The organism is Amycolatopsis thermalba (assembly GCF_023376025.1).
In the GTDB taxonomy this organism is placed as follows: Bacteria; Actinomycetota; Actinomycetes; order Mycobacteriales; family Pseudonocardiaceae; genus Amycolatopsis_E; species Amycolatopsis_E thermalba.
Map to the genome: position 1 here is coordinate 2,525,615 of NZ_CP091196.1, position 23,913 is coordinate 2,549,527.

At 72.0% G+C, this 23,913-nt stretch carries 21 protein-coding genes; 13 read left to right on the forward strand and 8 right to left on the reverse strand.

Translation table 11 applies throughout. The features are described from left to right. The first annotated feature begins 67 nt into the window (after positions 1-67). Both L1857_RS12425 and L1857_RS12430 read left to right on the forward strand, forming a co-directional pair. A complete protein-coding gene (locus tag L1857_RS12425; RefSeq protein ID WP_094004830.1) occupies positions 68-289 on the forward strand; it encodes a hypothetical protein in 222 nt (73 codons plus the stop codon). Further along, positions 286-885: a hypothetical protein gene (locus L1857_RS12430; RefSeq protein WP_094004831.1), complete on the forward strand. Its 600-nt coding sequence runs from the start codon at positions 286-288 to the stop codon at positions 883-885. Before L1857_RS12425 ends, L1857_RS12430 begins: the two co-directional genes overlap by 4 nt. Before the next feature lie 187 nt (positions 886-1,072). Here L1857_RS12430 and L1857_RS12435 read toward each other — a convergent pair whose 3' ends face one another. The 6 genes from L1857_RS12435 to L1857_RS12460 all read right to left on the reverse strand — a co-directional run bounded on the left by L1857_RS12435 (position 1,073) and on the right by L1857_RS12460 (position 7,003). After that, positions 1,073-2,209 (reverse strand): epoxide hydrolase family protein, encoded by a 1,137-nt coding sequence (locus L1857_RS12435; RefSeq protein WP_116115077.1) that lies wholly within the window; start codon positions 2,207-2,209, stop codon positions 1,073-1,075. 30 nt (positions 2,210-2,239) lie between these two features. Continuing rightward, on the reverse strand, positions 2,240-4,306 hold the full coding sequence (locus L1857_RS12440; RefSeq protein WP_116115079.1) for a xanthine dehydrogenase family protein molybdopterin-binding subunit: 2,067 nt from the start codon (positions 4,304-4,306) through the stop codon (positions 2,240-2,242). Next, on the reverse strand, positions 4,303-5,274 hold the full coding sequence (locus L1857_RS12445; RefSeq protein ID WP_116115080.1) for an FAD binding domain-containing protein: 972 nt from the start codon (positions 5,272-5,274) through the stop codon (positions 4,303-4,305). The genes L1857_RS12440 and L1857_RS12445 overlap by 4 nt, the downstream gene beginning before the upstream one ends. Beyond that, positions 5,271-5,774: a 2Fe-2S iron-sulfur cluster-binding protein gene (locus tag L1857_RS12450; protein ID WP_116115082.1), complete on the reverse strand. Its 504-nt coding sequence runs from the start codon at positions 5,772-5,774 to the stop codon at positions 5,271-5,273. Before L1857_RS12450 ends, L1857_RS12445 begins: the two co-directional genes overlap by 4 nt. 41 nt (positions 5,775-5,815) lie before the next feature. Further along, positions 5,816-6,310 (reverse strand): anthrone oxygenase family protein, encoded by a 495-nt coding sequence (locus L1857_RS12455; RefSeq protein ID WP_094004836.1) that lies wholly within the window; start codon positions 6,308-6,310, stop codon positions 5,816-5,818. Positions 6,311-6,388: 78 nt separating this feature from the next. Next, positions 6,389-7,003, reverse strand: a complete 615-nt coding sequence (locus L1857_RS12460; RefSeq protein ID WP_233157181.1) for a TetR/AcrR family transcriptional regulator — start codon at positions 7,001-7,003, stop codon at positions 6,389-6,391. A 56-nt stretch (positions 7,004-7,059) separates the two neighbouring features. Between L1857_RS12460 and L1857_RS12465 the strand changes: the two genes are divergently transcribed. The 10 genes from L1857_RS12465 to L1857_RS12510 all read left to right on the forward strand — a co-directional run bounded on the left by L1857_RS12465 (position 7,060) and on the right by L1857_RS12510 (position 19,983). Then, positions 7,060-7,770 carry a GntR family transcriptional regulator gene (locus tag L1857_RS12465; RefSeq protein WP_094004838.1) on the forward strand — a complete coding sequence of 237 codons (711 nt, stop codon included), beginning with the start codon at positions 7,060-7,062 and terminating at the stop codon, positions 7,768-7,770. A 61-nt stretch (positions 7,771-7,831) separates the two neighbouring features. Beyond that, entirely contained in the window at positions 7,832-8,638 is an 807-nt protein-coding gene (locus L1857_RS12470) for an N-acyl homoserine lactonase family protein (RefSeq protein ID WP_116115084.1), read from the forward strand. Between the two features lie 11 nt (positions 8,639-8,649). Continuing rightward, positions 8,650-9,927 (forward strand): hydroxyacid-oxoacid transhydrogenase, encoded by a 1,278-nt coding sequence (locus L1857_RS12475; RefSeq protein WP_094004840.1) that lies wholly within the window; start codon positions 8,650-8,652, stop codon positions 9,925-9,927. A gap of 4 nt (positions 9,928-9,931) precedes the next feature. Further along, complete coding sequence (locus L1857_RS12480) at positions 9,932-10,300, forward strand: FmdB family zinc ribbon protein (RefSeq protein ID WP_094004841.1); 369 nt, start codon at positions 9,932-9,934, stop codon at positions 10,298-10,300. Next, positions 10,297-13,122 (forward strand): FAD-binding and (Fe-S)-binding domain-containing protein, encoded by a 2,826-nt coding sequence (locus tag L1857_RS12485; protein ID WP_249465161.1) that lies wholly within the window; start codon positions 10,297-10,299, stop codon positions 13,120-13,122. The genes L1857_RS12480 and L1857_RS12485 overlap by 4 nt, the downstream gene beginning before the upstream one ends. Before the next feature lie 164 nt (positions 13,123-13,286). Further along, on the forward strand, positions 13,287-13,781 hold the full coding sequence (locus tag L1857_RS12490) for a DinB family protein (protein WP_116115091.1): 495 nt from the start codon (positions 13,287-13,289) through the stop codon (positions 13,779-13,781). Positions 13,782-13,907: 126 nt separating this feature from the next. Beyond that, positions 13,908-15,515 carry a sigma-54-dependent Fis family transcriptional regulator gene (locus L1857_RS12495; protein WP_249465167.1) on the forward strand — a complete coding sequence of 536 codons (1,608 nt, stop codon included), beginning with the start codon at positions 13,908-13,910 and terminating at the stop codon, positions 15,513-15,515. 113 nt (positions 15,516-15,628) lie between these two features. Continuing rightward, positions 15,629-17,128, forward strand: a complete 1,500-nt coding sequence (locus L1857_RS12500; RefSeq protein WP_116115095.1) for an aldehyde dehydrogenase family protein — start codon at positions 15,629-15,631, stop codon at positions 17,126-17,128. A gap of 11 nt (positions 17,129-17,139) precedes the next feature. Next, on the forward strand, positions 17,140-18,252 hold the full coding sequence (locus L1857_RS12505; RefSeq protein WP_094004845.1) for an NDMA-dependent alcohol dehydrogenase: 1,113 nt from the start codon (positions 17,140-17,142) through the stop codon (positions 18,250-18,252). Between the two features lie 792 nt (positions 18,253-19,044). Beyond that, positions 19,045-19,983 carry a hydroxymethylglutaryl-CoA lyase gene (locus L1857_RS12510; RefSeq protein ID WP_162830999.1) on the forward strand — a complete coding sequence of 313 codons (939 nt, stop codon included), beginning with the start codon at positions 19,045-19,047 and terminating at the stop codon, positions 19,981-19,983. Here the strand turns inward: L1857_RS12510 and L1857_RS12515 are convergent. Both L1857_RS12515 and L1857_RS12520 read right to left on the reverse strand, forming a co-directional pair. Next, a complete protein-coding gene (locus L1857_RS12515) occupies positions 19,980-21,572 on the reverse strand; it encodes a long-chain-fatty-acid--CoA ligase (RefSeq protein ID WP_116110086.1) in 1,593 nt (530 codons plus the stop codon). The two genes, L1857_RS12510 and L1857_RS12515, sit on opposite strands and share 4 nt — an antisense overlap. A 62-nt stretch (positions 21,573-21,634) precedes the next feature. Next, positions 21,635-22,264, reverse strand: a complete 630-nt coding sequence (locus L1857_RS12520; protein WP_233157183.1) for a TetR/AcrR family transcriptional regulator — start codon at positions 22,262-22,264, stop codon at positions 21,635-21,637. A gap of 93 nt (positions 22,265-22,357) precedes the next feature. Between L1857_RS12520 and L1857_RS12525 the strand changes: the two genes are divergently transcribed. Further along, the gene (locus L1857_RS12525; protein WP_094004851.1) at positions 22,358-23,905 is read left to right on the forward strand and encodes an acyl-CoA synthetase; all 1,548 of its coding nucleotides are present in this window, start codon (positions 22,358-22,360) and stop codon (positions 23,903-23,905) included. The last annotated feature ends 8 nt before the right edge of the window (positions 23,906-23,913 follow it).

Here is a 23,913-nt window from a genome sequence, read left to right on the forward strand (position 1 = left end):
CCGAGCGGGTAAACCGCCGATGCGGGAAAAAATCACCGGCGGCCGGATTCTGGGATGATCGGGTTCCATGACGACGCCGACGACCCCGTCCGCCCTGATCATCGAGCCGGCGCGGGTGGTGCTGCGCGAGGACGTCGAGCGGTTCCTGGGCCAGGCCGGCGAGCCCCACGATGCCGACGAGCCGGTCCGTCGCCTCGTCCGCGATGACGTAGCTGTCCGGACGCGCGAGGAGCACGGCGCGCACCAGACGCTCGCCGTCGCCGCGTGGCGGGAGTTCCGGGCCTCGTGACCGGACGCGACGCACGGCGGATCGACGTGTCACGCCTGCCGGCGGATGTCGTGGCACTCATCGACGCCCTGGAGCCGGGCGAGGACCTCGTGATCACGCGGAACGGTGAGGCGGTCGCGACGATCTCCAGCACGCTCGGCGCGCCCGGTTCCCGGGGCTCCGCCGGCCCGGCGGCCGAGGGTGAGGTGATGGTGGTCGCCACGGCGATGCGGCTGTCGGAGTCGGCGCGGGCGTCGCTGTCGGCCGAGCTCGGCACGGACTACATCGTGATCGACATGCACGCGGCACCACCGACGGCCGACGTGCTGCTGGTGCCGCCGGTGAGCCCGCAGCTGATCGGCAACCTCCGGAGGTCGTTCCCGCGGGCGCGCGTGGTGGTGGCCGAGATCGAGGACGCCGAGCTGGGCGTCAGCTACGAGGGCCCGGTCCGGCGAATGCTCAACGCCGGCGCGACGACGTACCTCCCGTCGACGACGATCCCCCGCCTGGCACACCAACTCGACCGGACGATCACCGAGGAACGCCAGCTCACGGGCGGGACCCGGCCCCGGCGGGAGATCGATGCGCCGCCGGGGCCGCCGCCTTCGCCGGCCTGATCCCGCTGCCCGGGGTGGCGGAGGATCACGGGCGTGGCGGCGTGGTGGCCGTGCCGGGGTGAGCCTGGTGGGGTGGTGGTGCCGGGGCCGGTTGGTGGGGTGGCGGTCATGCCGGGGTGGGCGTGACTGGATGGCGGCGAGGTGGCCGAGCGCGCGCCTCCCGCGGAGAGGGTGGCTCGCCGCCCCGTCATCGCACTAGGCGGAAGAAGTTCTGGAGTTCCGTTACCCATACCTGCGGTTCCTCCAGCGCCGCGAAGTGGCCGCCGCGGGTGGGTTCGTTCCAGTAGCGGATGTCGGTGTAGCGGCGGGCCGCCCAGCGGCGGGACGGGCGGGGTACCTCGCGCGGGAAGACCGAGCATCCGGTGGGCACCGCGACCGTGTCCGAAGTGGACTTGCTGAACCACTCGGACACCTGCGCGAAGCTCTCCCAGTACAACCGCGCCGACGACGCGCCGCTGCGGGTGAACCAGTACAGGCTCACGTTGTCGAGCAGCTGATCCCGCGTCAGTGCACTTCCGGTGTCCACCCACGAGTGGTACTTCTCCACGATCCACGCGCACAACGCCACCGGCGAGTCCACCAGGCCGTACCCCACGGTCTGCGGCTTCGTCGACTGCTCGGCCGAGTAGCCCGACTCCCGCGACTCCGCCACGGCGAGCGCGTCCAGCGCCTCCCGTTCCCGGGGCGACAGGTCGTCGAACGTCGCCGGGTCGGGGGCGGCGATCGGGGGCTGCACGTGGATCCCCGCCAGCACCTCCGGGTGCTGCTGCCCCAGCGCCGTGGTGACGCTGTTGCCCCAGTCGCTGCCGTGCGCCCCGTAGCGCGTGTACCCGAGCGAAGCCATCAGCGAGGCCCACGCGTCCGCGATCCGCTGCACACCCCAGCCCGGCGACGTGGGCTTGTCGCTGAAGCCGTAGCCGGGCAGCGTGGGCAGCACGAGGTGGAACGCGTCCGAAGCCGACCCGCCGTACGCCACCGGATCGGTCAGCGGCCCGATCACGTCCAGGTACTCCACGATCGACCCCGGCCAGCCGTTCGTCAGCACCAGCGGCAACGCGCCGGGGTGCGGCGAACGCACGTGCGCGAAGTGGATGCCCACCCCGTCCACCGTCGTCCGGTACTGCGGCAGCTCGTTCACCCGCTTCTCGAACGCCCGCCAGTCGTACCCGTCCGCCCAGTACGCGCACAACGACCGCAGGTACGCCAGCGGCACCCCCTGCGACCAGTCGTCCACCGTCTCGGCGTCCGGCCAGCGCGTGCGCTCCAGCCGGTCCCTCAGGTCCGCCAGTTCACCCTCGTCGATCGCGATCCGGAATTCCTCCACGGGCCGACCATAACGGCACCCACCGACAATTCACGGCAACGCGGGCAGCACCTTGTCCAGCGTGATCGGCAGGTCCCGGATCCGCGCCCCGGTCGCGTGGAACACCGCGTTCGCCACCGCCGCCGCCGTGCCCACGATCCCGATCTCGCCGATCCCCTTGACCCCCAGCGCGTTCACGTGCGGGTCGTGCTCGTCGAGCCAGTGCGCCTGGATGTCGCCGGCGTCGGCGTTCACCGAAATGTGGTACTCGGCCAGGTCGTGGTTCACCACCTGCCCGAACCGCGGGTCCCACACGCTCTCCTCGTGCAGCGCCATGGACAGCCCCATCGTCATGCCGCCGAGGAACTGCGACCGCGCGGTCCGCGGGTTGACGATCCGCCCGGCGGCGAACACCCCGAGCAGCCGCGGCACCCGGATCTCGCCGGTGTCCGCGTGCACCCGCGCCTCGGCGAACTGCGCGCCGAACGCGTACATCGCGTACTCCTTGCGCGCCGGGTTGTCCCCGGTCGTCGCGTCGGCCTCGTCGCCGTCGGCGGGGTCGCGGCCGAACTTGTCGCGGAACGTGCGTGCCGCCTCGAACACCGCCGAACCCCACGTCGCGGTGCCCGTCGACCCGCCAGCCACCGCCGCCTTCGGGTACGCCGTGTCGCCGAGGCGCATGTCGATCTCCTCGACCGGCACCTCCAGGGCCTCCGCGGCGATCTGCGGCAGCACCGTCCACGCGCCGGTCCCCAGGTCCGCCGCGCCGATCTCCACCGCGTACCGGCCGCCCTCGAACCGCACCACCGCGGTCGACCCGGGCCGCGTCGACGACGGGTACACCGACGACGCGACCCCGGTGCCGACCAGCCAGCCGTCCGCCATCCGCACGCCCGGCCGCGGGTCCCGCGAGTCCCAGCCGAACCGCCGGGCGCCCTCGCGCAGGCAGTCCACCAGGTGCCGGCTGGAGAACGGGCGGCCCGAATCGGGGTCCACCTCGGGCTCGTTGCGCACCCGCAACTCGACCGGGTCGATGCCCAGCTGGTGGGCCAGTTCGTCCATCGCCACCTCGGGCCCGAACATGCCGGGGCACTCGCCGGGCGCCCGCATCCACGACGGCACCGGCACGTCCAGCGCGGCCAGCCGGTGCGTGGTGCGGCGGTTCGGGGCGGCGTACATCATGCGCGCCGGCAACGCGGTCTGCTCCGCGAACTCCTTGATCCGCGAGGTCTGCTCGACCACGTCGAACCCGATCGCGGTCAGCCTGCCGTCACGCGTCGCGCCGAGCCGCATCTTCTGGATCGTCGGCGTCCGGTACCCGGCCAGCGAGAACATCTGCTGCCGCGTCAGCGCGAGCTTCACCGGCCGTCCCGGGTACGCCCGCGCGGCCATCGCGGCCAGCACCACGTTCGCGTGCGGCAGGCCCTTCGAACCGAACCCGCCGCCGACGTACGGGCACACCACCCGCACCCGCTCCTCGGGCAGCCCGAACACCTTCGCGATCGCCTTGCGCGACGGGTGCACGCCCTGCGTCGAGTCCCACAGGGTCAGGAAGTCGTTGTCCCACAACGCCGTCGTCGCGTGCGGCTCCAGCGGGTTGTTGTGGTACATCGCCGTGCGGTAGGTCTGCTCGACCGTCACGTCGGCGGAGGCCATCGCCGCGTCGACGTCGCCGGTGGCGGTGTCGGTGGGGAACGCGGGGTTGACCTTCTCCGGTTTGTACAGGTCGTCGCGGTCCGCGGACAGCTCGGTGTCGTGCTCGCGCTCGTCGTAGGTGGCGAACACCAGCTCCGCGCCGTGCCGCGCGATCTCCGAGGTCCGCGCGACCACCAGGCCGATCACCTGGCCGCGGAAGGCGACCTCGCGGTCCTGCAGCACGGCCAGCTCGGCGTCCTCTCTGGACGCCAGCCGTTCGGCGGTGCGGTAGGTGATGACGTCCAGCACGCCGTCGAGCATCTCCGCCTCGGCGGTGTGGATCGCGGCGATCCGGCCGCGCGCCACGGTGGCCTGGACGGGGTGGCAGAACACCGGCGCGTCGACGGGGGTCTCGTAGGCGTAGGTGGCGGTGCCGGTGACCTTGCGCGCACCGTCCCGCCGCACCAGCGGTTCACCGATCATGACAGCTCCCGGAGCACGGCGACGAGGGTGCGGGTCAGCAGCGGGACCTTGAACTCGTTGCCGGGCAACGGCCGCGCCTGCGCCAGCTCCGCCGCGGCGGCCGCGCGGAACGTGTCGTCGGTGGCGGGCGCGCCGCGCAGCACGTCCTCGGCCTGCCAGGCGCGCCACGGTTTGTGCGCGACACCGCCGAACGCGATCCGCGCGTCCGCGACCACGCCGTCCTCGACGCGCAGCAACGCGGCCACCGACACCAGCGCGAACGCGTAGGACGCGCGGTCGCGGACCTTGCGGTAGCGCTGCCGGGACGCGGCCGGGGCAGGCAGGTCGATCGAGGTGATCAGGTCGCCGTGCGCCAGCACGGTGTCCCGCTCCGGCGAGTCGCCGGGCAGGCGGTGCAGTTCGGTGAACGGGATCGTGCGCTCGCCGTCCGGGCCGAGCACGCGCACCTCGGCGTCGAGCGCGGCCAGCGCGACCGCCAGGTCGGAGGGGTGCGTGGCGACGCAGTGCTCGGAGGCGCCGAGGATCGCGTGGTAGCGGGTGTAGCCGCCGATCGCGGAGCACCCGGAGCCGGGCTCGCGCTTGTTGCACGGCGTCGTGACGTCCTGGAAGTACACGCACCGCGTGCGCTGCAACGGGTTCCCGCCGGTGGTGGCCATGTTGCGCAGCTGCCCGGACGCCCCGGCGAGCAGCGACTCGGCCAGCACCGGGTAGCGCGACCGGATGCGCGGGTCGGCGGCCAGGTCGCTGTTGCGCACGCCGGCGCCGATCGAGAGCACGCCGTCGCGTTCGGTGATCTCGGCCGAGGTCAGGTGGGTGACGTCGACGAGCCGTCCCGGGCGCGCGATGCCGAGCTTGAGGTGGTCGACCAGGTTCGTGCCGCCGGCCAGGAACACGGCCGACGGGTCGGCGGCGACGGCGCGGACGGCGGTGGCGGCGTCGGCGGGGGAGTCGTAGGTGAACGGCTTCACTCGGCCGCCTCCTCGATCGCGCCGACGATGCCCGCGTAGGCGGCGCACCGGCACAGGTTGCCGCTCATCCGCTCGGCGATCTCGGCGCGCGTCAGGGCGGGGCGGGCGCTCACGTCCGGGCTCGCGTGGCTCGGCCAGCCCTGCTTGACCTCGTCCAGCACGCCCACCGCGGAACAGATCTGGCCCGGCGTGCAGTAGCCGCACTGGAACCCGTCGTGCTCCAGGAACGCGCGCTGCACCGGGTGCAGCTCACCGTCCGGCGCGAGTCCCGCGGCGGTGGTGACCTCGGCCCCGTTCTGCGCGACGGCCAGCGACAGGCACGACAGGATCCGGCGGCCGCCGACCAGGACCGTGCAGGCGCCGCACTGGCCGTGGTCGCAGCCCTTCTTCGGGCTGGTGATGCCGAGCCGGTCACGCAGGGCGTCCAGGAGGGTGGTGCGGCTGTCGAGCGTCAGCCGGTGGGTGGCGCCGTCGACACGCAAGGTGATCTCCGCGTCCATGACGTGGGGCGTACCCGGCGGGGCAGCCGCGAAACGGGCGATCAGACCGGAAGGGCAACCGCGCCGCTCTCGACGCGCCGTGTCCGGACGATCCGCGCGCCGACGGTGATGACCAGTACGAACGCGATGAGCGCGGTCAGCGAGCGCGCGACGTTGAACGCCTCCCACCGATGCAGGATCGACGCGTGGTCGGCCGGTGCCCCGGTGACCGCCCACACCTTGATCCGTCCGTTGATCGGGACGTTGCCGAACCGGGTGATCAGCAACGATGCCAGCGCCAGCGCACCAGCCGCGCCCGCCAGATACCGCGACGCGCCACGGCTGAGCACGGCCAGCGCGAGCGAACTCAGGATCGCCAGCGCCATCGTCGTCTGCATGACCACGCCGTTGAGGTGCATGAGGGCCGTGTGGAAGGTCAGGCGCACGTCGAGCGGCACCGCGTTGAACGCGGACACCAGGTTGACGGCGCCATAGCCGAAGGCTCCCGCCAGCAGGCCGGTGGCCAGCAACGCGAAGGCGGTGACGTACCGGACCATGGGAGCCTCCTATTGCTGAGTTTCTACTCAGAAAATATAGCGTGCTCGGACGCGGGTGGTCCAGCGGAATGTGCGGGGTCAGCCCGGGAGCAGGCCCGGCAGGAGGGTCTCCACCACCTGTGCCGTGCCCGCGACCCCGGGAGTGCCGCCCAGCACGCGGTACACGGCGCGCTGGTGGGCCGTGCCGAGGATGATCAGGGCGACGGCGTCCAGGTCGGCATCGGCGCGCACCCGGCCGAGATCCCGTTCCCTGGCGAGGTAGTCCACGACGGGTGCGAGGCCGCGGCGCGGACCGATGTCGGCCTCGGCGCTGCGCTTCGTGAAGAGATCACGCAGCTCGTGGTCGGCCTGCACCACGGCCAGGACCGGCGTGATGCGCGTGTAGAACGCCTCCAGGCTGTCGAGCAGTTCGACGAGGTTGTCCCGCACGCTGCCGTGCCCGGCCCGCCGGCCGACCTCCGCCGCCACCTCCTTGTACCGCGGCAGATGCAGGTGGACCACGGCGCGCAGCAGCCCGAGCCGGTCCCCGAAGTGGTAGAAGATGCTCGACTCGGCCACCCCGGCCCGCCGGGCGATCTCCTTCGTCGACAGGCGGGCGACGCCGGCTTCGGCGAGGATTTCCTCGGCCGCGGCCAGCACCGCCTCCCGCACCCCTGTCCTGGGCCGCCCCGGTCGCCGCGCGTCTGTCGCCACGCGGTCATCCTGCCAGCGGGGCCGTCCGCGGCCCGCCTTCGTGGGAAAATGCCCGGATGCGGCAGATCGGGAACGACGCCAACCTCGCCGGGAAGATCCTCGACGAGCTCAAGACCGCCATCGTCAACGGTGAACTCGTCGCGGGCAGCCTGTACTCGGTGCACGACCTCGCCGAGCGGCTCGGCGTGTCCCGGACGCCGGTGCGCGAGGCGCTGATCCAGCTGGCCGAGCGCGGCATGGTGCGGTTCGAACGCAACCGGGGCGTGCGGATCCTCCAGACCTCCCTGCACGACCTGGAGGAGGTCTTCGCCATCCGGCTGCTGCTCGAGGTCCCGGCGACCTACCGCGCCGTCACCCAGCGCACCACGGCCTGGGTCAAGGAGCTGGGCGCCCAGCTCAAGGCGATGCGCGCCGCCGCGGACAAGCACGACGAAGCCACCTTCATGGCCGCCGACCGGCGCTTCCACCTGATCATCAACGAGGCGTCCGGCAACCTGCGCCTCGCCCGCTACATCGACTCGCTGCGCGACATGGTCCTGCTGCGCGGCACTTCCACCGTCGACACCTCGCGCAGCCTGCACGACATCCTCGCCGAGCACGAGGAGATCTTCACGCTCATCGGGGCGGGCAAGGCCGACGAGGCGGCCGAGTCCATGCGCGCCCACCTGCTGCACACCGGCCGTCTGCTGATCGGCCAGGAGGCGGCAGCGAGCGGGGACGCGGTGCCGCCGGTCTCGTTGGAGTGGACCGGCTACCCACGTCGTTGACGAGTAGCATGCTACATGCCACTCTGTGCTCGGCCCTGCCCTGACGCGCAAGGAGGCGCAGATGTCGGCACCGAGCAAGGTCCACCTGCTCAAGACCGGAACCATGGAGTGCGACCAGACCTGGCTGCTGCTCAAGCCGGGCGCGACCATCACCGACCGCTCGAACACCCGCAAGGAAGCGGTGTGGACGACCTGCCCGACCCACGCGGTGCTCATCGAGCACCCGGACGGTCGCATCCTCTGGGACACCGGCGTCCCGCAGGACTGGGAGACCCGCTGGGCGCCGACCGGGCTGCAGGAGTTCTTCCCGGTCCAGGAGGGCACCACCTACCTGCAGGACTCGCTGGCCGCTCTGGAGCTGACGCCGGACGACATCGACGTGGTCGTGCTGTCCCACCTGCACTTCGACCACTCGGCGAACGTGAAGCTGTTCGCAGGCGGCAAGACCCGGTTCATCGTCAACCGCGACGAGCACGAGGGCGCGTTCGGTTTCGACGGGCCGTTCCAGGGCGCCCACGTCAAGGTCGACTACGAGGGCATCGACTACGAACTGGTCTCCGGGGACGCCGAAATCGCGCCGGGGGTCAGCGTCATCGCGACACCGGGCCACACCTGGGGGACGATGTCCCTGCGGGTGGACCTGCCGGAGGCGGGCACCAAGATCTTCACCTCCGACGCCGTCTACCTCAGCGAGAGCTGGGGCCCGCCGGCCATCGGCGCCGCGATCGTCTGGGACAGCGTGCGCTGGCTGGAGTCGGTGGAGAAGCTGCGCCGCATCGCCGAGGAGACGAACGCCGAGGTGATCTTCGGGCACGACCCGGAGCAGGCCACCAAGCTTCCGTTCGCCCCCGACGGGTACTTCGGCTGAAAGGCACGGGGATGACCGAATACCTCAACGAGACCGTCTTCACCTGGGGCGCCACGCCGCTGAAGTTCGGCGCCGGTGCCGTCGACGAGATCGGCTGGGACCTCGCGCAGATGGGCGCGGAGCGGGTCCTCATCGTCACCGACCCGGGGGTCGCCGCGACCGGCGTGCCGCAGCGGGTCGCCGACGCCGCCAAGGCCGGCGGGCTGACCGTCGAGGTCTACGACCAGGTGCACGTCGAGCCGACCGACGCCAGCATCCAGGCCGCGGTGGACTTCGCCAAGCAGTCGGAGTGGGACGGGTTCATCGCCGTCGGCGGCGGCTCGTCGATCGACACCGCCAAGGCCATCAACCTGATGACCACCTACCCGGCCGACCTCTACGACTACGTCAACAAACCGATCGGGCAGGGCAAGGCGCCGGCCGGGCCGCTCAAGCCGCTGGTCGCGGTGCCGACCACGGCCGGCACCGGCTCGGAGACGACGCCGGTGTGCATCATGGACTTCCTCGACCTGAAGGTGAAGTCCGGCATCAGCCACCCGCGGCTGCGGCCGTCGATGGCGGTCGTCGACCCGCTGCTCACGCTGAGCATGCCGCCCGAGGTGACCGCGGCCAGCGGCATGGACGTGCTGTGCCACGCGCTGGAGTCCTACACGGCCAAGCCGTTCGACTCCTTCGCCCGGCACCGCCCGGAGACCCGGGTCGCCTACTGCGGGTCCAACCCGATCTCCGACGCCTGGACCGAGCAGGCGCTGACCCTGCTGGCCCGCTCGTTCCGCAAGGCCGTGCTCAACGGCGGCGACCTGGCCGCGCGCACGGACATGATGCTGGCCGCGACCTTCGCCGGCATGGGCTTCGGCAACGCGGGCGTGCACATCCCGCACGCCTGCGCCTACCCGATCGCCGGGCGGGTGAAGGAGTACCGGCCGAAGAACTACCCGCAGGACGAGGCGATGGTCCCGCACGGCGAGTCGGTGTCGCTGACCGCGCCGGCCGCGTTCCGGTTCACCTTCCCGACCAGCCCGGACAAGCACCTGCGGGCCGCGCGGATCCTCGACCCGCACGCGCCCCAGCAGCGTGACCCGGTGGACCAGCTGCCGTTCGTCCTGTCGTCGCTGATGCGGGACATCGGCACCCCGAACGGGATAGGTGGCGTCGGCTACGACGAGAGCGACATCCCGGACCTGGTCGACGGCACGCTCAAGCAGGAGCGGCTGCTGGCCACGGCCCCGCGGCCGGTGCGCGGCGAGGACCTCGAAGCGATCTTCGCCCAGTCGATCGAGAACTGGTGATCCGATGCCGATCTACGACTACTCCTGTGAGTGCGGGAACCGGTTCGAGGCGCTCGTGCCGTCGTTCTCCTCGCCCGCGCCGGCCTGCGGATGCGGGTCGGTGCCGCACCGGCTGCCGCCCGCGGTGCGGCTCGGCGGGGTCGCCTCGGCCGGGCCCAGCCGGGACGACGCGCCGAAGAGCTGGCGCGGGACCGGCAACGGCGACCGGGAGACGGTGCGGCACTGGCACCGGCAGATGACCCGGCGGGAGAAGCTGGAGCAGAAGTACCCGGAGCTGGCCGGTGACCGCCGTCCGGTGCTCGCCCACGAGGGCCGGTTCGCCGCCGCGCCGCTGCGCGCCGGTGATCCGCTGCCGGGGGATCCGGCTTCATGACGGTGGTCGCGGACGAGCGGGTGGCCCGGTTCCTGGCGGAGCTGGGCCGCGCGCTCACCGGTGAGGTGGAGTCCGGCACGACGGCACGCGCGACCTACAGCATGGACGCGTCGAACTACCGGCACGTGCCGCTGGCCGTCGTGTTCCCGTCCACTGTGGAGGATCTGGCGACGACCGTCCGGCTGTGCCGGGAGTTCCGGATCCCCATCACCGCGCGCGGTGCCGGCACCAGCATCGGCGGTCAGGCGCTCGGCGAGGGCGTGGTCATCGACTACAGCCGGCACCTGAACCGGGTGCTGGAGATCGACCCGGAGGCGCGGACCGCGCGCGTGCAACCCGGGGTGGTGCTGGACGCCCTGCGGGCGGCGGCCGCGCCACACGGGCTGACGTTCGGGCCGGATCCGTCGACCCACAGCCGGTGCACGATCGGCGGGATGGTCGGCAACGACGCGTGCGGGTCGCACTCGGTGGCGTGGGGGCGGACCGCGGACAACGTGGTCGCGCTGGACGTGCTGACCGCGGACGGGACGCGGCTGACCATCGGCCCGTCGCTGCCGGACGATCCGCGGGTGGCCGCGTCGAAGCAGCTCGCGCTGGACAACCTGGCCCTGCTGCGCACGTCGTTCCCGTCGATCCCGCGGCGAGTGTCGGGGTACGCGCTGGACCAGCTGCTGCCGGAGAACGGCACGAACCTGGTCCGCGCGCTGGTCGGCACCGAGGGCACGTGCGTGCTGCTGACCGAGATCACCGTGCGGCTGGTGCCCGCGCCCGCGGCTCGCGCGCTGGTCGTCGCGGGGTACGCCGACGACGTCGCGGCCGCCGACGCCGTGCCGTCGGTGCTGCCGCTGAAGCCGTTGACCGTCGAGGGCATGGGCCGCGACCTCATCGACTCACTGCTGATGCGCCGGTCCCACCCGGCGGTCGACCTGCTGCCCGCGGGGCGCGGGTGGCTGTTCGTCGAGGTCGGGGGAGCGGATCCGGCGGAGGCGGCGGCGCGGGCCGCCGAGGTCGCGGCGGTGCTGGAGCGGGAGACCGGGGCGGCGACGGTCGTGGAGACGCGGCCGGCCGACCAGCGGGTGCTGTGGTCGGTGCGCGAGGCCGCGGCCGGGATCGTGACCCGGATGCCGGACGGGTCGGAGGCGTGGCCGGGATGGGAGGACTCCGCGGTCCCGCCCGCCAACCTCGGCGGGTACCTGCGGGATTTCCGGGCGCTGCTGGGGAAGTACGGGTTGCGCGGTGTCCCGTATGGACACTTCGGCGAGGGCTGCGTGCACGTGCGCATCAACTTCGGCCTGATCACCGAGGAGGGGCGCCGGCAGTTCCGCGGGTTCCTGGAGGACGCGGCCGATCTCGTGGTGCGGCACGGCGGGTCGCTGTCCGGCGAGCACGGCGACGGGCAGGCGCGCGCGGAGCTGCTGTCGCGGATGTACCCGCCGGAGATCCTGGCGCTGTTCGAGCGGTTCAAGGCGATCTGGGACCCCGGCGACCTGTTCAACCCCGGCAACCTGGTGCGGCCCCGGAAACTGGACGCGGACCTGCGGTTCGACGGGCCGGTGCGCTCGCTGCCGGTCACGCTGAAGTACCCGCACGACGGCGGCAGCGTCGCGACCGCGACCCGGCGGTGCGTCGGAGTCGGGGCCTGTGTCGACAAGTCGTCCGGCGTGATGTGCCCGAGCTACATGGTCACCGGGCGCGAGGAGCATTCCACGCGCGGACGATCGCGGTTGTTGTTCGAGATGATGCGCGGGGAGACGGTCACCGACGGGTGGCGGTCGTCCGAGGTGCTCGAAGCGCTCGACTTGTGCCTGGCGTGCAAGGGATGCCTGTCCGACTGTCCGGTCAACGTGGACATGGCTTCGTACAAGGCGGAGTTCCTGCACCAGCACTACGCGGGGCGGCTGCGCCCGGCGAGCCACTACACGCTCGGGTTCCTGCCGGTGCTGGCGCGGCTGGCGTCGGGCGCGCCGCGGCTGGCGAACCGCGTGCTGGGCGGGCGGTTGTCCGGGCTGGTGAAGAAGGCAGGCGGGATCACGCCGGAGCGGTCGCTGCCCCGGTTCGCGCCGCGCACGTTCCGGCGCGGGTTCCGCGCGCAGGAGCGGGGGCGCCCGCGGGTGGTGCTGTGGCCGGACACGTTCACGAACTTCCTGTCGCCCGAGGTCGGGCACGACGCGGTGCGGGTGCTGGAGCACGCCGGATTCGACGTGGTGCTGCCGTCGTCGTCGGTGTGCTGCGGGCTGACCTGGATCTCGACCGGGCAGCTCGGGGTGGCGCGCCGGGTGCTGCGGCGGACGGTGCGGGTGCTGCGGCCGGAGCTGGAGGCGGGCACGCCCATCGTGGGGCTGGAGCCGAGCTGCCTGGCGGTGTTCCGGCACGACTCGCGCGAGCTGCTGGACGACGGCGAGCTGCACGGGCTGCCGTCGCGGGCGTTCACGCTGGCGGAGTTCCTGGAGAAGTACGCGCCGGACGTGGAGTTCCCGCAGGTGGAGGCGTCGGCGATCACGCAGCAGCACTGCCACCAGCACGCGGTGATGGGTAACGCGGCGGACGAGCGGTTGTTGCGCCGGGTGGGGGTGGCGAACCGGACGCTGGACTCCGGGTGCTGCGGGCTGGCCGGGAACTTCGGGGTGGAGAAGGGGCACTACGAGGTGTCGGTCGCCGCGGCGCGGCGGGTGCTGGTGCCGGAGGTGGAGGCCGCCCCGGAGGACACGATGGTCCTCGCGGACGGCTTCAGCTGCCGCACCCAGATCGACGACCTCACCGGGCGGCGGGCGCTGCACCTGGCGCAGGTGCTGGCCCGCGCCCTGGACCGCGGTGGGGCCTAGAACCGCGTTGACCCCGCTGTCCAGGACGCCCTAGGATCATTCCGTCGCGCCTCTCCGGGCTCTGCCCCGCGACTCGTCTCGACTGCGGTGTTCCGGTTCTGCCCGCATCGACACCCTCCCCGCACGCCGGTTCTTCAGCCCTGCCCGAGAACGGAGTGAAACCCATGCCCAGCAACAGAATCACCGATGGCGCGGAACGCGCGATCATCGAAAACATGCTCGATCGCAACCGCGCGGCGCTGATCGCGTCCGTGCGCGGCCTCTCCGAAGCCGACGCCCGCCGCCGGCTCGTCGCGTCCCTCACCACACCCGTTTCCTTGATCAAGCACGCCGCGGCCGCCGAACGGATCTGGTTCCAGCGGTTCTGGGCGGGGCTCGACGAGTCCGAATGCGACGGGTACTCGAACCGGGACGAGGGCACCTTCGCCGTCGCCGCCGACGAGTCCGTGGCTGACGTGATCGCCGAGTTCGAACGCGCCAGCGAACGATCACGCGAGATCGCCGCCCGCTTCGACCTCGACGACACCAAGCACAATTCCCGTGAGGGAACGGTCAGCATGCGGTGGACGCTGCTCTCGATGATCGAGGAGTTCGCGCGGCACGCGGGGCACGGCGACATCCTCCGCGAACAGATCGAGCACGCTCCGCCCGTGGCGTAGGCGAGGACCACGCCGCCCAGGCATCGCCCACGGCGTCCTGGGGACCCCCGGACGGGGGCAACTTCTCGACCCGTCCCGTTAACCGCTGCTAACGTGGCTCGGTCATCGGCGCCAAAGGAGGCGAGGATGGAGGACGCCGCGCTGCGGCCCGAGATCGCGTCGTCGTGGCGGCGGGCCGAGCTGTCCGGGCTCCGGCCGGACGCCGCGGTCGACCGGCTGACCGTCGAGGACATCGACCGGCGCAGCAGGCTCGTCCTCGCCGCCGAACCGGTCCTCGACCAGGCCAGCCGCGAGCTCGCCGGCACCGCGTTCGGCCTCGTCCTGGCCGACCGCGACGCCTGGATCGTCGACCGCCGCTTCGGTGAGCGCCACCTGGAGGCGACCTTCGACCGCATCGGCGTCGTGCCCGGCACCCGCTTCACCGAGGAGAACACCGGCACCAACTCGATCGCCACCGTCTTCGAGCTGCGCCAGGGCCTCGCCGTGCACGGGCACGAGCACTTCATCGACAGCTTCAAGCCCTTCGCCTGCTACGGCCACCCGATCACGCACCCGGTGACCCGCCGGCTGGAGGGCGTCCTCGACATCACCTGCCTCGCCGGCCACGCGAATCCGCTGCTCGGCCCGTTCCTGCGCCGCGCGGTCGCCGACATCGAACAGCGCCTGCTGGCCGGCTCGCGCGCCGCCGAGCAGCGCATGCTCGCCGCCTACCAGGCCGCCGCCCTCAACCGCCTGCGCCCGGTCCTGGTCCTGGGCGACGACGTGGTGCTCGCCAACGCCGCCGCCACCGACCTGCTCGACGCCGCCGACCACGCCGTCCTGCGTGGGCTCGCGATGGACGCCCCGTTCGGTGTCCGGCAGGCGCGCAGCGTCCGGCTGTCCTCGGGCCGGGTCGCGGACGTGTCGTTCGAGCGCATCAGCGGCGCGTCCGGTGTGCTGTTCGAGCTGGAACCGCCCGCCGTGCAGGCGATCCCGCGCCGCGTCACCCCGCGGCCGGTGCAGCGCGACTTCGCGGCCTACCGCGAGCAGCGCACGCACGTGCTCATCAGCGGCGAGCCCGGCACCGGCCGCTCGACCGTGGCCCGCGAGCTGGCGGGCGATTCGGCGCCGGCCGTGCTCGACGCCGTCGACGCCCAGCACTGGGCGCCCACCCTCGACCAGCTCGCCGCGTCGCACACCGGGCTGCTGGTGGTCGAGAACATCGCGCTGCTGCCGTCCGAGGCCGCCGCCCGGCTCGCCGCGATCATGGACCGTGGCGCGTGCTGGGTCGCGCTCACCGGCCCGCCGCCGTCCGAGCTGACCGGACCCGCCGCCGACCTCGCCAGCCGCTGCATCGCCCGCCGCGAGCTGGCCCCGCTGCGCTCCCGGCGGGACGAGTTGCCTGCCCTGGTCGCGGCGATGCTGGCCGATCTCGGGTCCACGCTCCGGTTCGTCCCGCGCACGCTGGAGGTGCTGGCCGCGCAGCCGTGGCCGGGGAACCTGCGTGAGCTGAAGGCGCTGCTGCGGCACATCGCGGCTAGCCGGGCGTGTGGGGACGTGCTGCCGCGCGACCTGCCCGAGGCCTACCAGGGCAGCCCGGAAGCACGCCGGCTGACGCCGATCGAGCAACTCGAACACGACGCGATCGCCGCGGCGCTGCGGGACTGCGGCGGGAACAAGGCCCAGGCCGCCAAGCTGCTCGGCATCAGCCGCTCGACGCTGCACCGCCGGGTCCGGAGCCTGCGGCTGAGCTGACCCGTAGCCGGGAACCAGCCCGCCGCGGCGGGCGTCACTGTGTCAACTTGACACGGTTAGCTCGTTGTTGCGCAGGTCACCATTACCGCCACGTCCACGACGAGGAGGTTGGTGTGACTGCGGTAGCGGAGCAGGCCGTGCGGCCGGCGGTGCGGGAGTTCGTGTCCGGAACCAAGCAGCTGCTGATCGGCGGGCAGTGGGTGAACGCGGCGTCGGGCCGGACGTTCCCCACCTTCGACCCCGCCACGGGGGAGAAGATCACCGAGGTGGCGCACGGCGCCGCCGAGGACGTCGACCGCGCGGTGGCCGCGGCGCGGCGCGCGTTCGACGACGGGCCGTGGTCCCGCACCACCCCGTCGGAGCGGCAGCGCCTGATCTGGCGCATGGGCGACCTGCTGCTGGACCGCGCCGAGCAGTTCGCGCAGCTGGAGGCGCTCGACAACGGCAAGTCGGTGGCCGTCGCGCAGGGGGTCGACGTCGCCTGGTCGGCCGACATCTTCCACTACTACGCGGGATGGGCGACCAAGATCGAGGGCCGCACGATCACCCCTTCGGTGCCGTGGATCCCGGGCAGCCAGTGGCACGCCTACACGCTGCGTGAACCGGTCGGGGTGTGCGCGCAGATCATCCCGTGGAACTTCCCGCTGGTGATGGCCGCGTTCAAGCTGGCCCCCGCGCTCGCGGCGGGCAACACGGTCATCCTCAAGCCGGCCGAACAGACCCCGCTCACCGCGCTGCTGCTGGGCGAGCTGTTCTGCGAAGCCGGGTTCCCGGACGGCGTGGTCAACATCGTCACCGGGTTCGGCGACGCGGGCGCGGCGCTGGCCGCGCACGACGACGTCGACAAGGTCGCCTTCACCGGCTCCACCGAGGTGGGCAAGAAGATCGTCGACGCGGCCAAGGGCAACCTGAAGAAGGTGTCGCTGGAGCTGGGCGGCAAGAGCCCCAACATCGTGTTCGCCGACGCCGACCTCGAAGCCGCGATCCCCGGTTCGGCCAACGCCTGGCTGTTCAACCACGGCCAGTGCTGCGTGGCCGGCACGCGGTTGTTCGTCGAGGAGTCCATCTTCGACGAGTTCACCCAGGGCGTCGCCGAGTTCGCCGGCCAGGTCAAGATCGGCCCCGGCCTGGACCCGGCCACACAGCTCGGCCCGCTCGTGTCGCAGGAGCAGCTCGACCGGGTCACCAGCTACCTGCGGCAGGGCCTCGCCGACGGCGCCCGCGCCCTCACCGGCGGCGGCCGTCACGGCGATTCCGGCTACTACGTCGAGCCGACGGTGCTGGTGGACGTGCGCGAGGACATGAGCGTGGTGCGCGAGGAGATCTTCGGGCCGGTGGTGGCCGCGATCCCGTTCTCGGCCGAGGACGGTCTCGCCGCGGCCGCGAACAACACCGAGTACGGCCTCGCCGCCGGCATCTGGACGCGGGACATCTCCAAGGCGCACCGGGTGGCCAAGCAGATCAAGGCCGGTTCGGTGTGGGTCAACTGCTACAACGGCTTCGACACCGCGATCCCGTTCGGCGGGTACAAGCAGTCCGGCTGGGGCCGCGAGCTCGGCGCCGAGGCCATCGACCTCTACACCCAGACCAAAGCCGTCAACGTCGCGCTCTGAGGAGAATTCCCATGAAGGTCAAGGCAGCTGTTCTGACGGACTTCAAGACCCCGTTCGAGATCACCGAGCTGGACCTGGACGGCCCGCGGGAGGGTGAGGTCCTCATCCGGTACGTCGCGGCCGGGTTGTGCCACTCGGACCTGCACCTGTCCGACGGCGACCTGCCGCCGCGGTTCCCGATCGTCGGCGGGCACGAGGGCGCCGGGATCATCGAAGAGGTCGGGCCGGGGGTGACGAAGGTCAAGCCCGGCGATCATGTCGTGTGCTCGTTCATCCCGAACTGCGGCACGTGCCGCTACTGCGCCACCGGGCACCAGAGCCTGTGCGACATGGGCGCGACGATCCTGGAGGGCAGCTTCCCGGACGGCAGTTTCCGGTTCCACTCCGGCGGGGTGGACTACGGCCAGATGTGCATGCTGGGCACGTTCGCCGAGTACTCCACGATTTCGCAGCACTCGGTGGTCAAAGTGGACGAAAGCGTGCCGCTGGAGACCGCGGTGCTCGTCGGCTGCGGGGTGCCGACCGGGTGGGGCACGGCGGTGTACGCGGGTGACGTGCGCCCGGGCGAAACCGTGGTGGTGTACGGGATCGGCGGAATCGGCATCAACTCGGTGCAGGGCGCGGCACACGCCGGGGCGAAGCACGTCGTGGTGGTCGATCCGTTGGCGTTCAAGCGGGACACCGCGTTGAAGCTGGGCGCCACGCACGCGTTCGCCACCGCCGCGGAGGCGCACGAAGTGGTGGCGGAGCTGACCCGGGGCCAGGGCGCGGACAAGGCGCTGGTCACGGTCGGGGTGGTGGACGAGGAGGTCATGTCGGCGGCGTTCGACGTCGTCGGCAAGGGCGGGGTGGTCGTGGTGACGGGCCTGGCCGACCCCGCGAAGGCGACGATCCACGTCTCCGGCGCGGTGCTGACCCTGTGGGAGAAGACGATCAAGGGCAGCCTGTTCGGCAGTGGGAATCCGCAGCGGGACATCCTGAAGATGCTGGACCTGTACCAGGCCGGGACGTTGAAGCTGGACGAGCTGGTGACCAGTCGCTACCGGCTGGAGGACGTGAACCAGGGGTACGAGGACCTGGTGGCGGGGAAGAACATCCGGGGCGTGGTGGTGCACGGCCAGTAGGAAGGGAGGCGGGGGAGGAGGAACGGGCGGCCGGCGAGGCAAGGGTCTCGGGTGCGGGGCGGTCCGGGCCAGCGGACACGACCGTCGGTCGGCGAGGCAAGGGTCTCGGGTGCGGGGCGGTCCGGGCCAGCGGCGCGACCGGCGGTCGGCAACGCAACTATCCGGCTGCAGGGCGGGCCGGGCCAACGCCCGTGACGGGCAGACGGCAACGCAACTGCGCTGGTAGGCGGCTGCCCGCGCGGCAGCCCTGCAAACCGCAAGCCGGCAACGGAAGCCGATCGACCAAGCCCCACACCTCCCCCGCCCCCGATCCCCAGCCCGCTTTTGGTCGCCGAGCAGCGGGGTCAAGGTACTCTTTCCCGCCTTGACGCCGCTGCTCGGCGACCAATACACACTCAACGAGAGGGGGCGGGGGAGGTGGCACCCAAGGTGACCGTCAGGCGCCGTAGGCGCCCTGGTTTTCCCGCCCGCAGGGCGGGCTCTTCGTCTGCCCCCAGCCACCTCTAAAGATCAAAAGATGTCCTCGCCGGACGGGCAGGCTCCGGGATGACGGGGAATGCAGGCACGTCACCTTGACGGGGTGGTCGCTGGGTGGTCATCCCGTCGCCTTCCGGTTTGTGCATATCACCTTGAGCCAGGGCCGCAAGGTTGGCATGCCAACTCACGACCCAGCCCGGGTTGCGGCCCTGGCTCAAGGTGATCGTCCGGTGTCAGGCTCCGGGATGACCACCCAGCTTCGCTGTGTGCGCTGCGCGGCTGGACGTCTGCGTTAGTCAGCGTTAACCTGTTCCTGTGGCGAGTGTGCGTGAGCTGGGGCTGCCCCAGCGGGAGGCGTCCCGGGGCGAGTTGCCCGCTCGGGTTGCGATCTGGGAGGTCGGGCCGCGGGACGGGCTGCAGAACGAGCAGACCGTGATCGGCCTGGACACCAAGCTCGAGTTCCTCGACCGGCTCGCCGCGGCGGGGCTGACGACCCTCGAGGCGACCAGTTTCGTCCACCCGAAGTGGGTCCCGCAGCTCGCCGACGCCGATGACCTGCTCGCGAAGCTCGACCGGCGCCCGGGCGTGAAGTACCCCGTCCTCGTCCCCAACGAGCGCGGCCTCGACCGGGCCCTGGCGCTGGGCGTGGAAGCGATCGCCATCTTCGGCAGCGCCACCGAGACCTTCGCGCGCAAGAACCTCAACCGCTCGTTCGACGAGCAGTTCGCCATGTTCGAGCCGGTCGTGCGGCGGGCCCGCCACGAAGGGCTCGAGGTGCGCGCCTACCTCTCCATGTGCTTCGGCGACCCGTGGGAGGGCGCCGTGCCCGTCGAGCAGGTCGCGGCCGCCGGGCGGCGGCTGCTCGACATGGGCTGCTTCCAGCTCTCCCTCGGGGACACGATCGGCGTCGCCACGCCGGGGCACGTCGAGGCGGTCCTCGGCGCGTTCGGCGACGTCTCCCAGCTCGCCGTGCACTTCCACGACACCTACGGCCAGGCGCTGTCCAACACGCTCGCCGCCCTGAGGGCCGGAGTGACCACAGTGGACTCCTCCGCGGGCGGCCTCGGCGGCTGCCCCTACGCGAAGGCCGCCACCGGCAACCTGGCCACCGAGGACCTGGTCTGGATGCTCGACGGCCTGGGCATCGAGCACGGCGTGGACCTGGACGCGCTCGTGCGGACGAGCGCCTGGATGGCACAGCGGCTCGGCCGCCCCAGCCCGTCCCGCGTCGTCAAGGCCCTGACCGGCGGCTAGGCCGATTCGATCGGCAGCTTGCCCGCCTCCCGGTCGGCCCGCAGCTGCGTCTTCAGCACCTTCCCGCTCGGGTTCCGCGGCAGGGCGGGCACCACCGCGATCCGGCGCGGCCGCTTGTACCGCGCCAACCGGTCGAGGCACCACTCCTCCAGCTCCGCGGCCGTGGGCGCGTCGCCAGGGGTGCGTGGCGCGATCACCGCCAGCGGCGTCTCGCCCCACCTGTCGTCCGGCACGCCGATCAACGCCACCTCGCCGATCTTCGGGTGCGCCGCCAGGACGTTCTCCACCTCGGCGCAGTAGATGTTCTCCCCACCGGAGATGATCATGTCCTTCTTGCGGTCCACCACGAAGTAGTAGCCGTCCTCGTCCTGCCGCACCAGGTCACCGGAGTGGAACCAGCCGCCGCGGAACGCCTCCGCCGTCTCGGCCGGCTTGTTCCAGTACTCCTTCATCACCATCGGGCTGCGGTAGACGATCTCCCCGACCTCGCCCCGCGGCACGTCGTTCATGTCGTCGTCGACCACGCGCACCTCGACGTTGAGCATCGGCTTGCCGACCGACCCGATCTTGCGGATCGAGTCCTCGCCGCGCAGCAGTGTGGTCACCGGGCTGCACTCGGTCTGCCCGAACGCCGTCGTCACCTCGGCCTGGGGGAACGTGTCGATCATCGTGCGCAGCAGGGTCGTCGACGCCGGCGCCGCGCCCCACGAGATCTTCGACAGCGCAGACAGATCGCGCTCGCGGATCCCGGACACGTTCACGATCGCCTGCCACTGCGCCGGCACCAGGAACACCGACGACACCCGCTCGCGCTCCATCAGGTCCACCACCGCGACCGGGTCGAACCGGCCGCTCGGCAGCAGCACCGTCCGGCCGCCGAGCAGCAGGTTCGGCAGCATCCCGGACAGCCCGGCGATGTGGAACAGCGGCGCGGCGGCCAGCCACACCTTGTCCTCCGGCCCGGTGCCCAGCGTCGCCATGTTGCTGAACGCGTGCATCAGCAGGTTGTAATGGGTGAGCACGGCGCCCTTCGGCCGTCCCGTGGTGCCCGAGGTGTACATGATGAACGCCGGGTCCTGCTCGTCCACCGTGATCTCGTCGAACTCCGGCGACGCCGCGGCCAGCGCCTCCGCGTAGTCCGCCATGCCCTCGAACGCGCCGCCGAACACCAGGCACGGGCCCCGGTCGCCGACCTGCTCGCGCGCCTTCGCCAGCGCCGGGGCGAGCGGAGCGTGCACCACGCTGGCCCGGGCCCCGCTGTCGGCGAGCACGTAGGCGATCTCGTCGGCCACGAGCCGGAAGTTCACCGGCACGCAGATCGCGCCCAGGCGCGTCGACGCGAAGTAGGTCTCCAGCACCTCCAGCGTGTTCAGGCCGAGCACGACCACCCGGTCGCCGTAGCCGACGCCCCGGTCGCGCAACGCGTTCGCCAGCCGGCTCACGCGCGTGTCGAACTGGCCGTAGGTGAGGGTGGTGCCCTCGAACGAGAAGGCGGGCTGGCCGCCCTGGGTGCGGGCGTGGCGGGCGAGCTGGTCGCCCATGGTCATCCCGCGCCCGAGCAGGCGGGGTACTTCGACAACTCCGGGCATCGGCAACCTCGGCGATCCGGCGGGTCAGGTACCGCGTTTCTACCGTGCCCGCGGCGAAACAGTCAACACTGACCGTCAGTGAAGAGCAGGCGGTGCGCCAGCGACTTCCACAGCGGGACGTGCGGATCGTTCGCCGGGTCCCGGTGGCGTTCGAAGGTGTAGGGCAGCGCCGCGCCCCGCATGCTCGTGAACAGCAGTTCGCGCAGCTCGGGGTAGTTCGGGTGGGCGCACACCGCCGGTCCCCAGATCCGGTCGCCGACCTCGCGGATCGCCTCCCGCAGCGCCCGCTCCTCCGGCCGCAGCGCCGCCGCGAGCGCCGGGTTGGTCCGCGCCGCCGTCCACAGCTCGACCGCGGCCCAGAACGGCGGCTCGTGGAAGGTCGTCCACAGCAGCTCGATGCACCGCTCGACCCGCCGCGGGCCCTCCGGCTCGTCGGCGAGCTGCTCGGCGACCCGCACCTCGGTCTGGGCGAGCCGGGTCGCCGTCAGGTGCTGGGAGGCCGCGACCAGCAGCTCGTCCCGGGACGGGAAGTGGTGCAGCAGGCGGCCACGGGACACGCCGGCCTTGGCCTGGATGGCCAATGTGGACGCGCCCGCGTAGCCCAGCTCGACCAGGCACGCCACGGCCGCGTCCAGGATCAACGTGCGCGTGCTCGTCGCGCGGTCCTGCCGGTTCCGGGTTTCGGTCACCACGCCGATCACCATAGCCGTTAACAGTCGGTGTTGACTGTTACGCCGGAACCTTGCACTCTCGCAGGGGAGTCCCACGGTTCGAGGAGGAGCCGCATGTACCCGGGTACCCACGCCGACGCCGATCCCGGCAAGCCCGCCGTGATCATGGCGGGTTCAGGCGAGCGGCTGACCTACGGCGAGCTCGACGAGCGGTCCACCCGCCTCGCCGACGCCCTGACCCGCGCCGGCCTCGGCCGTGGCGACACCGTCGCCCTGCTCAGCGACAACTCGGTGCGCGCCTACGAGGTCTACTGGGCCGCCCTGCGCTCCGGCCGCTACCTCGCCGCGGTGAACAGCCACCTGTCCCCGGGCGAGGTCGCCTACATCGTCACCGACTCCGGCGCGCGGGCCCTGGTCGTCTCCGCCGCACTGGGCCCGCTGGCCGCCGCGGTCGCCGAGCTGCTCCCGGACGTGCCGGTCAAGCTCGTCTACGGCGGCGCGGCCGACGGGTACGCGGACTTCGACGACTTCCTCGCCACCGGCTCGCCCGAGCGCCCGGCGGACCAGCCGGCCGGGGCGGACATGCTCTACTCGTCCGGCACCACGGGCCGCCCGAAGGGCATCAAGGTCGACCTGCCGGACCGCCAGGTGGACGAGCCGGGCGACGTGCTGACCCCGGTCCTGCAGCACATGTACGGCTTCGGCCCGGACACGGTCTACCTGTCCCCGGCGCCGGTCTACCACGCCGCGCCGCTGCGGTTCGGCGCGACCGCACAGCGCCTCGGCGGCACGGTGGTGATGATGGAACGCTTCGACGCCGAAGCCGCGCTGCGCGCCATCGAGACCCACCGCGTCACGCACAGCCAGTGGGTGCCGACGATGTTCGTCCGGATGCTCAAGCTGCCCGGCGAGGTGCGCGGCCGCTACGACCTGTCCAGCCACCGCGTCGCGGTGCACGCCGCCGCGCCGTGCCCGGTCGAGGTCAAGCGCGCGATGATCGACTGGTGGGGGCCGGTCCTCTACGAGTACTACGCCTCCACCGAGGGCGCCGGGATGACGTTCATCGACAGCGAGCAGTGGCTCGCCAAGCCCGGCTCGGTGGGCCGCGCGGTGGTCGGCGTCGCCCACATCTGCGACGACGCGGGCGAGCTGCTGCCGCCCGGGGAGATCGGCACCGTCTACTTCGAACGCGACGAGGTCCCGTTCACCTACCACGGTGACCCGGACAAGACCCGCGAGGCGCAGCACCCCGAGCACGAAACCTGGACGACCACCGGCGACGTCGGCTACCTCGACGAGGACGGCTTCCTCCACCTGACCGACCGCAAGGCGTTCATGATCATCTCCGGCGGGGTGAACATCTACCCGCAGGAGGTCGAGGACGCGCTCGCGCTGCACCCCGCGGTGTTCGACGTCGGGGTGATCGGCGTGCCGGACGAGGAGATGGGCGAGGCGGTCAAGGCGTTCGTCCAGCCCGCGCCCGGCGCCACGCCCGGTCCGGAGCTGGCGGCCGAGCTGCTGGCCTACGTCCGCGAGCGGATCGCCCACTACAAGGCGCCGCGCAGCGTGGACTTCGTGGACGAACTGCCCCGCACGCCGACGGGCAAGTTGGTGAAGCGGCGGCTCAAGGAGAAGTACGTGGCTCCGGCCGCGGCCGAGTGAAGGAGGAG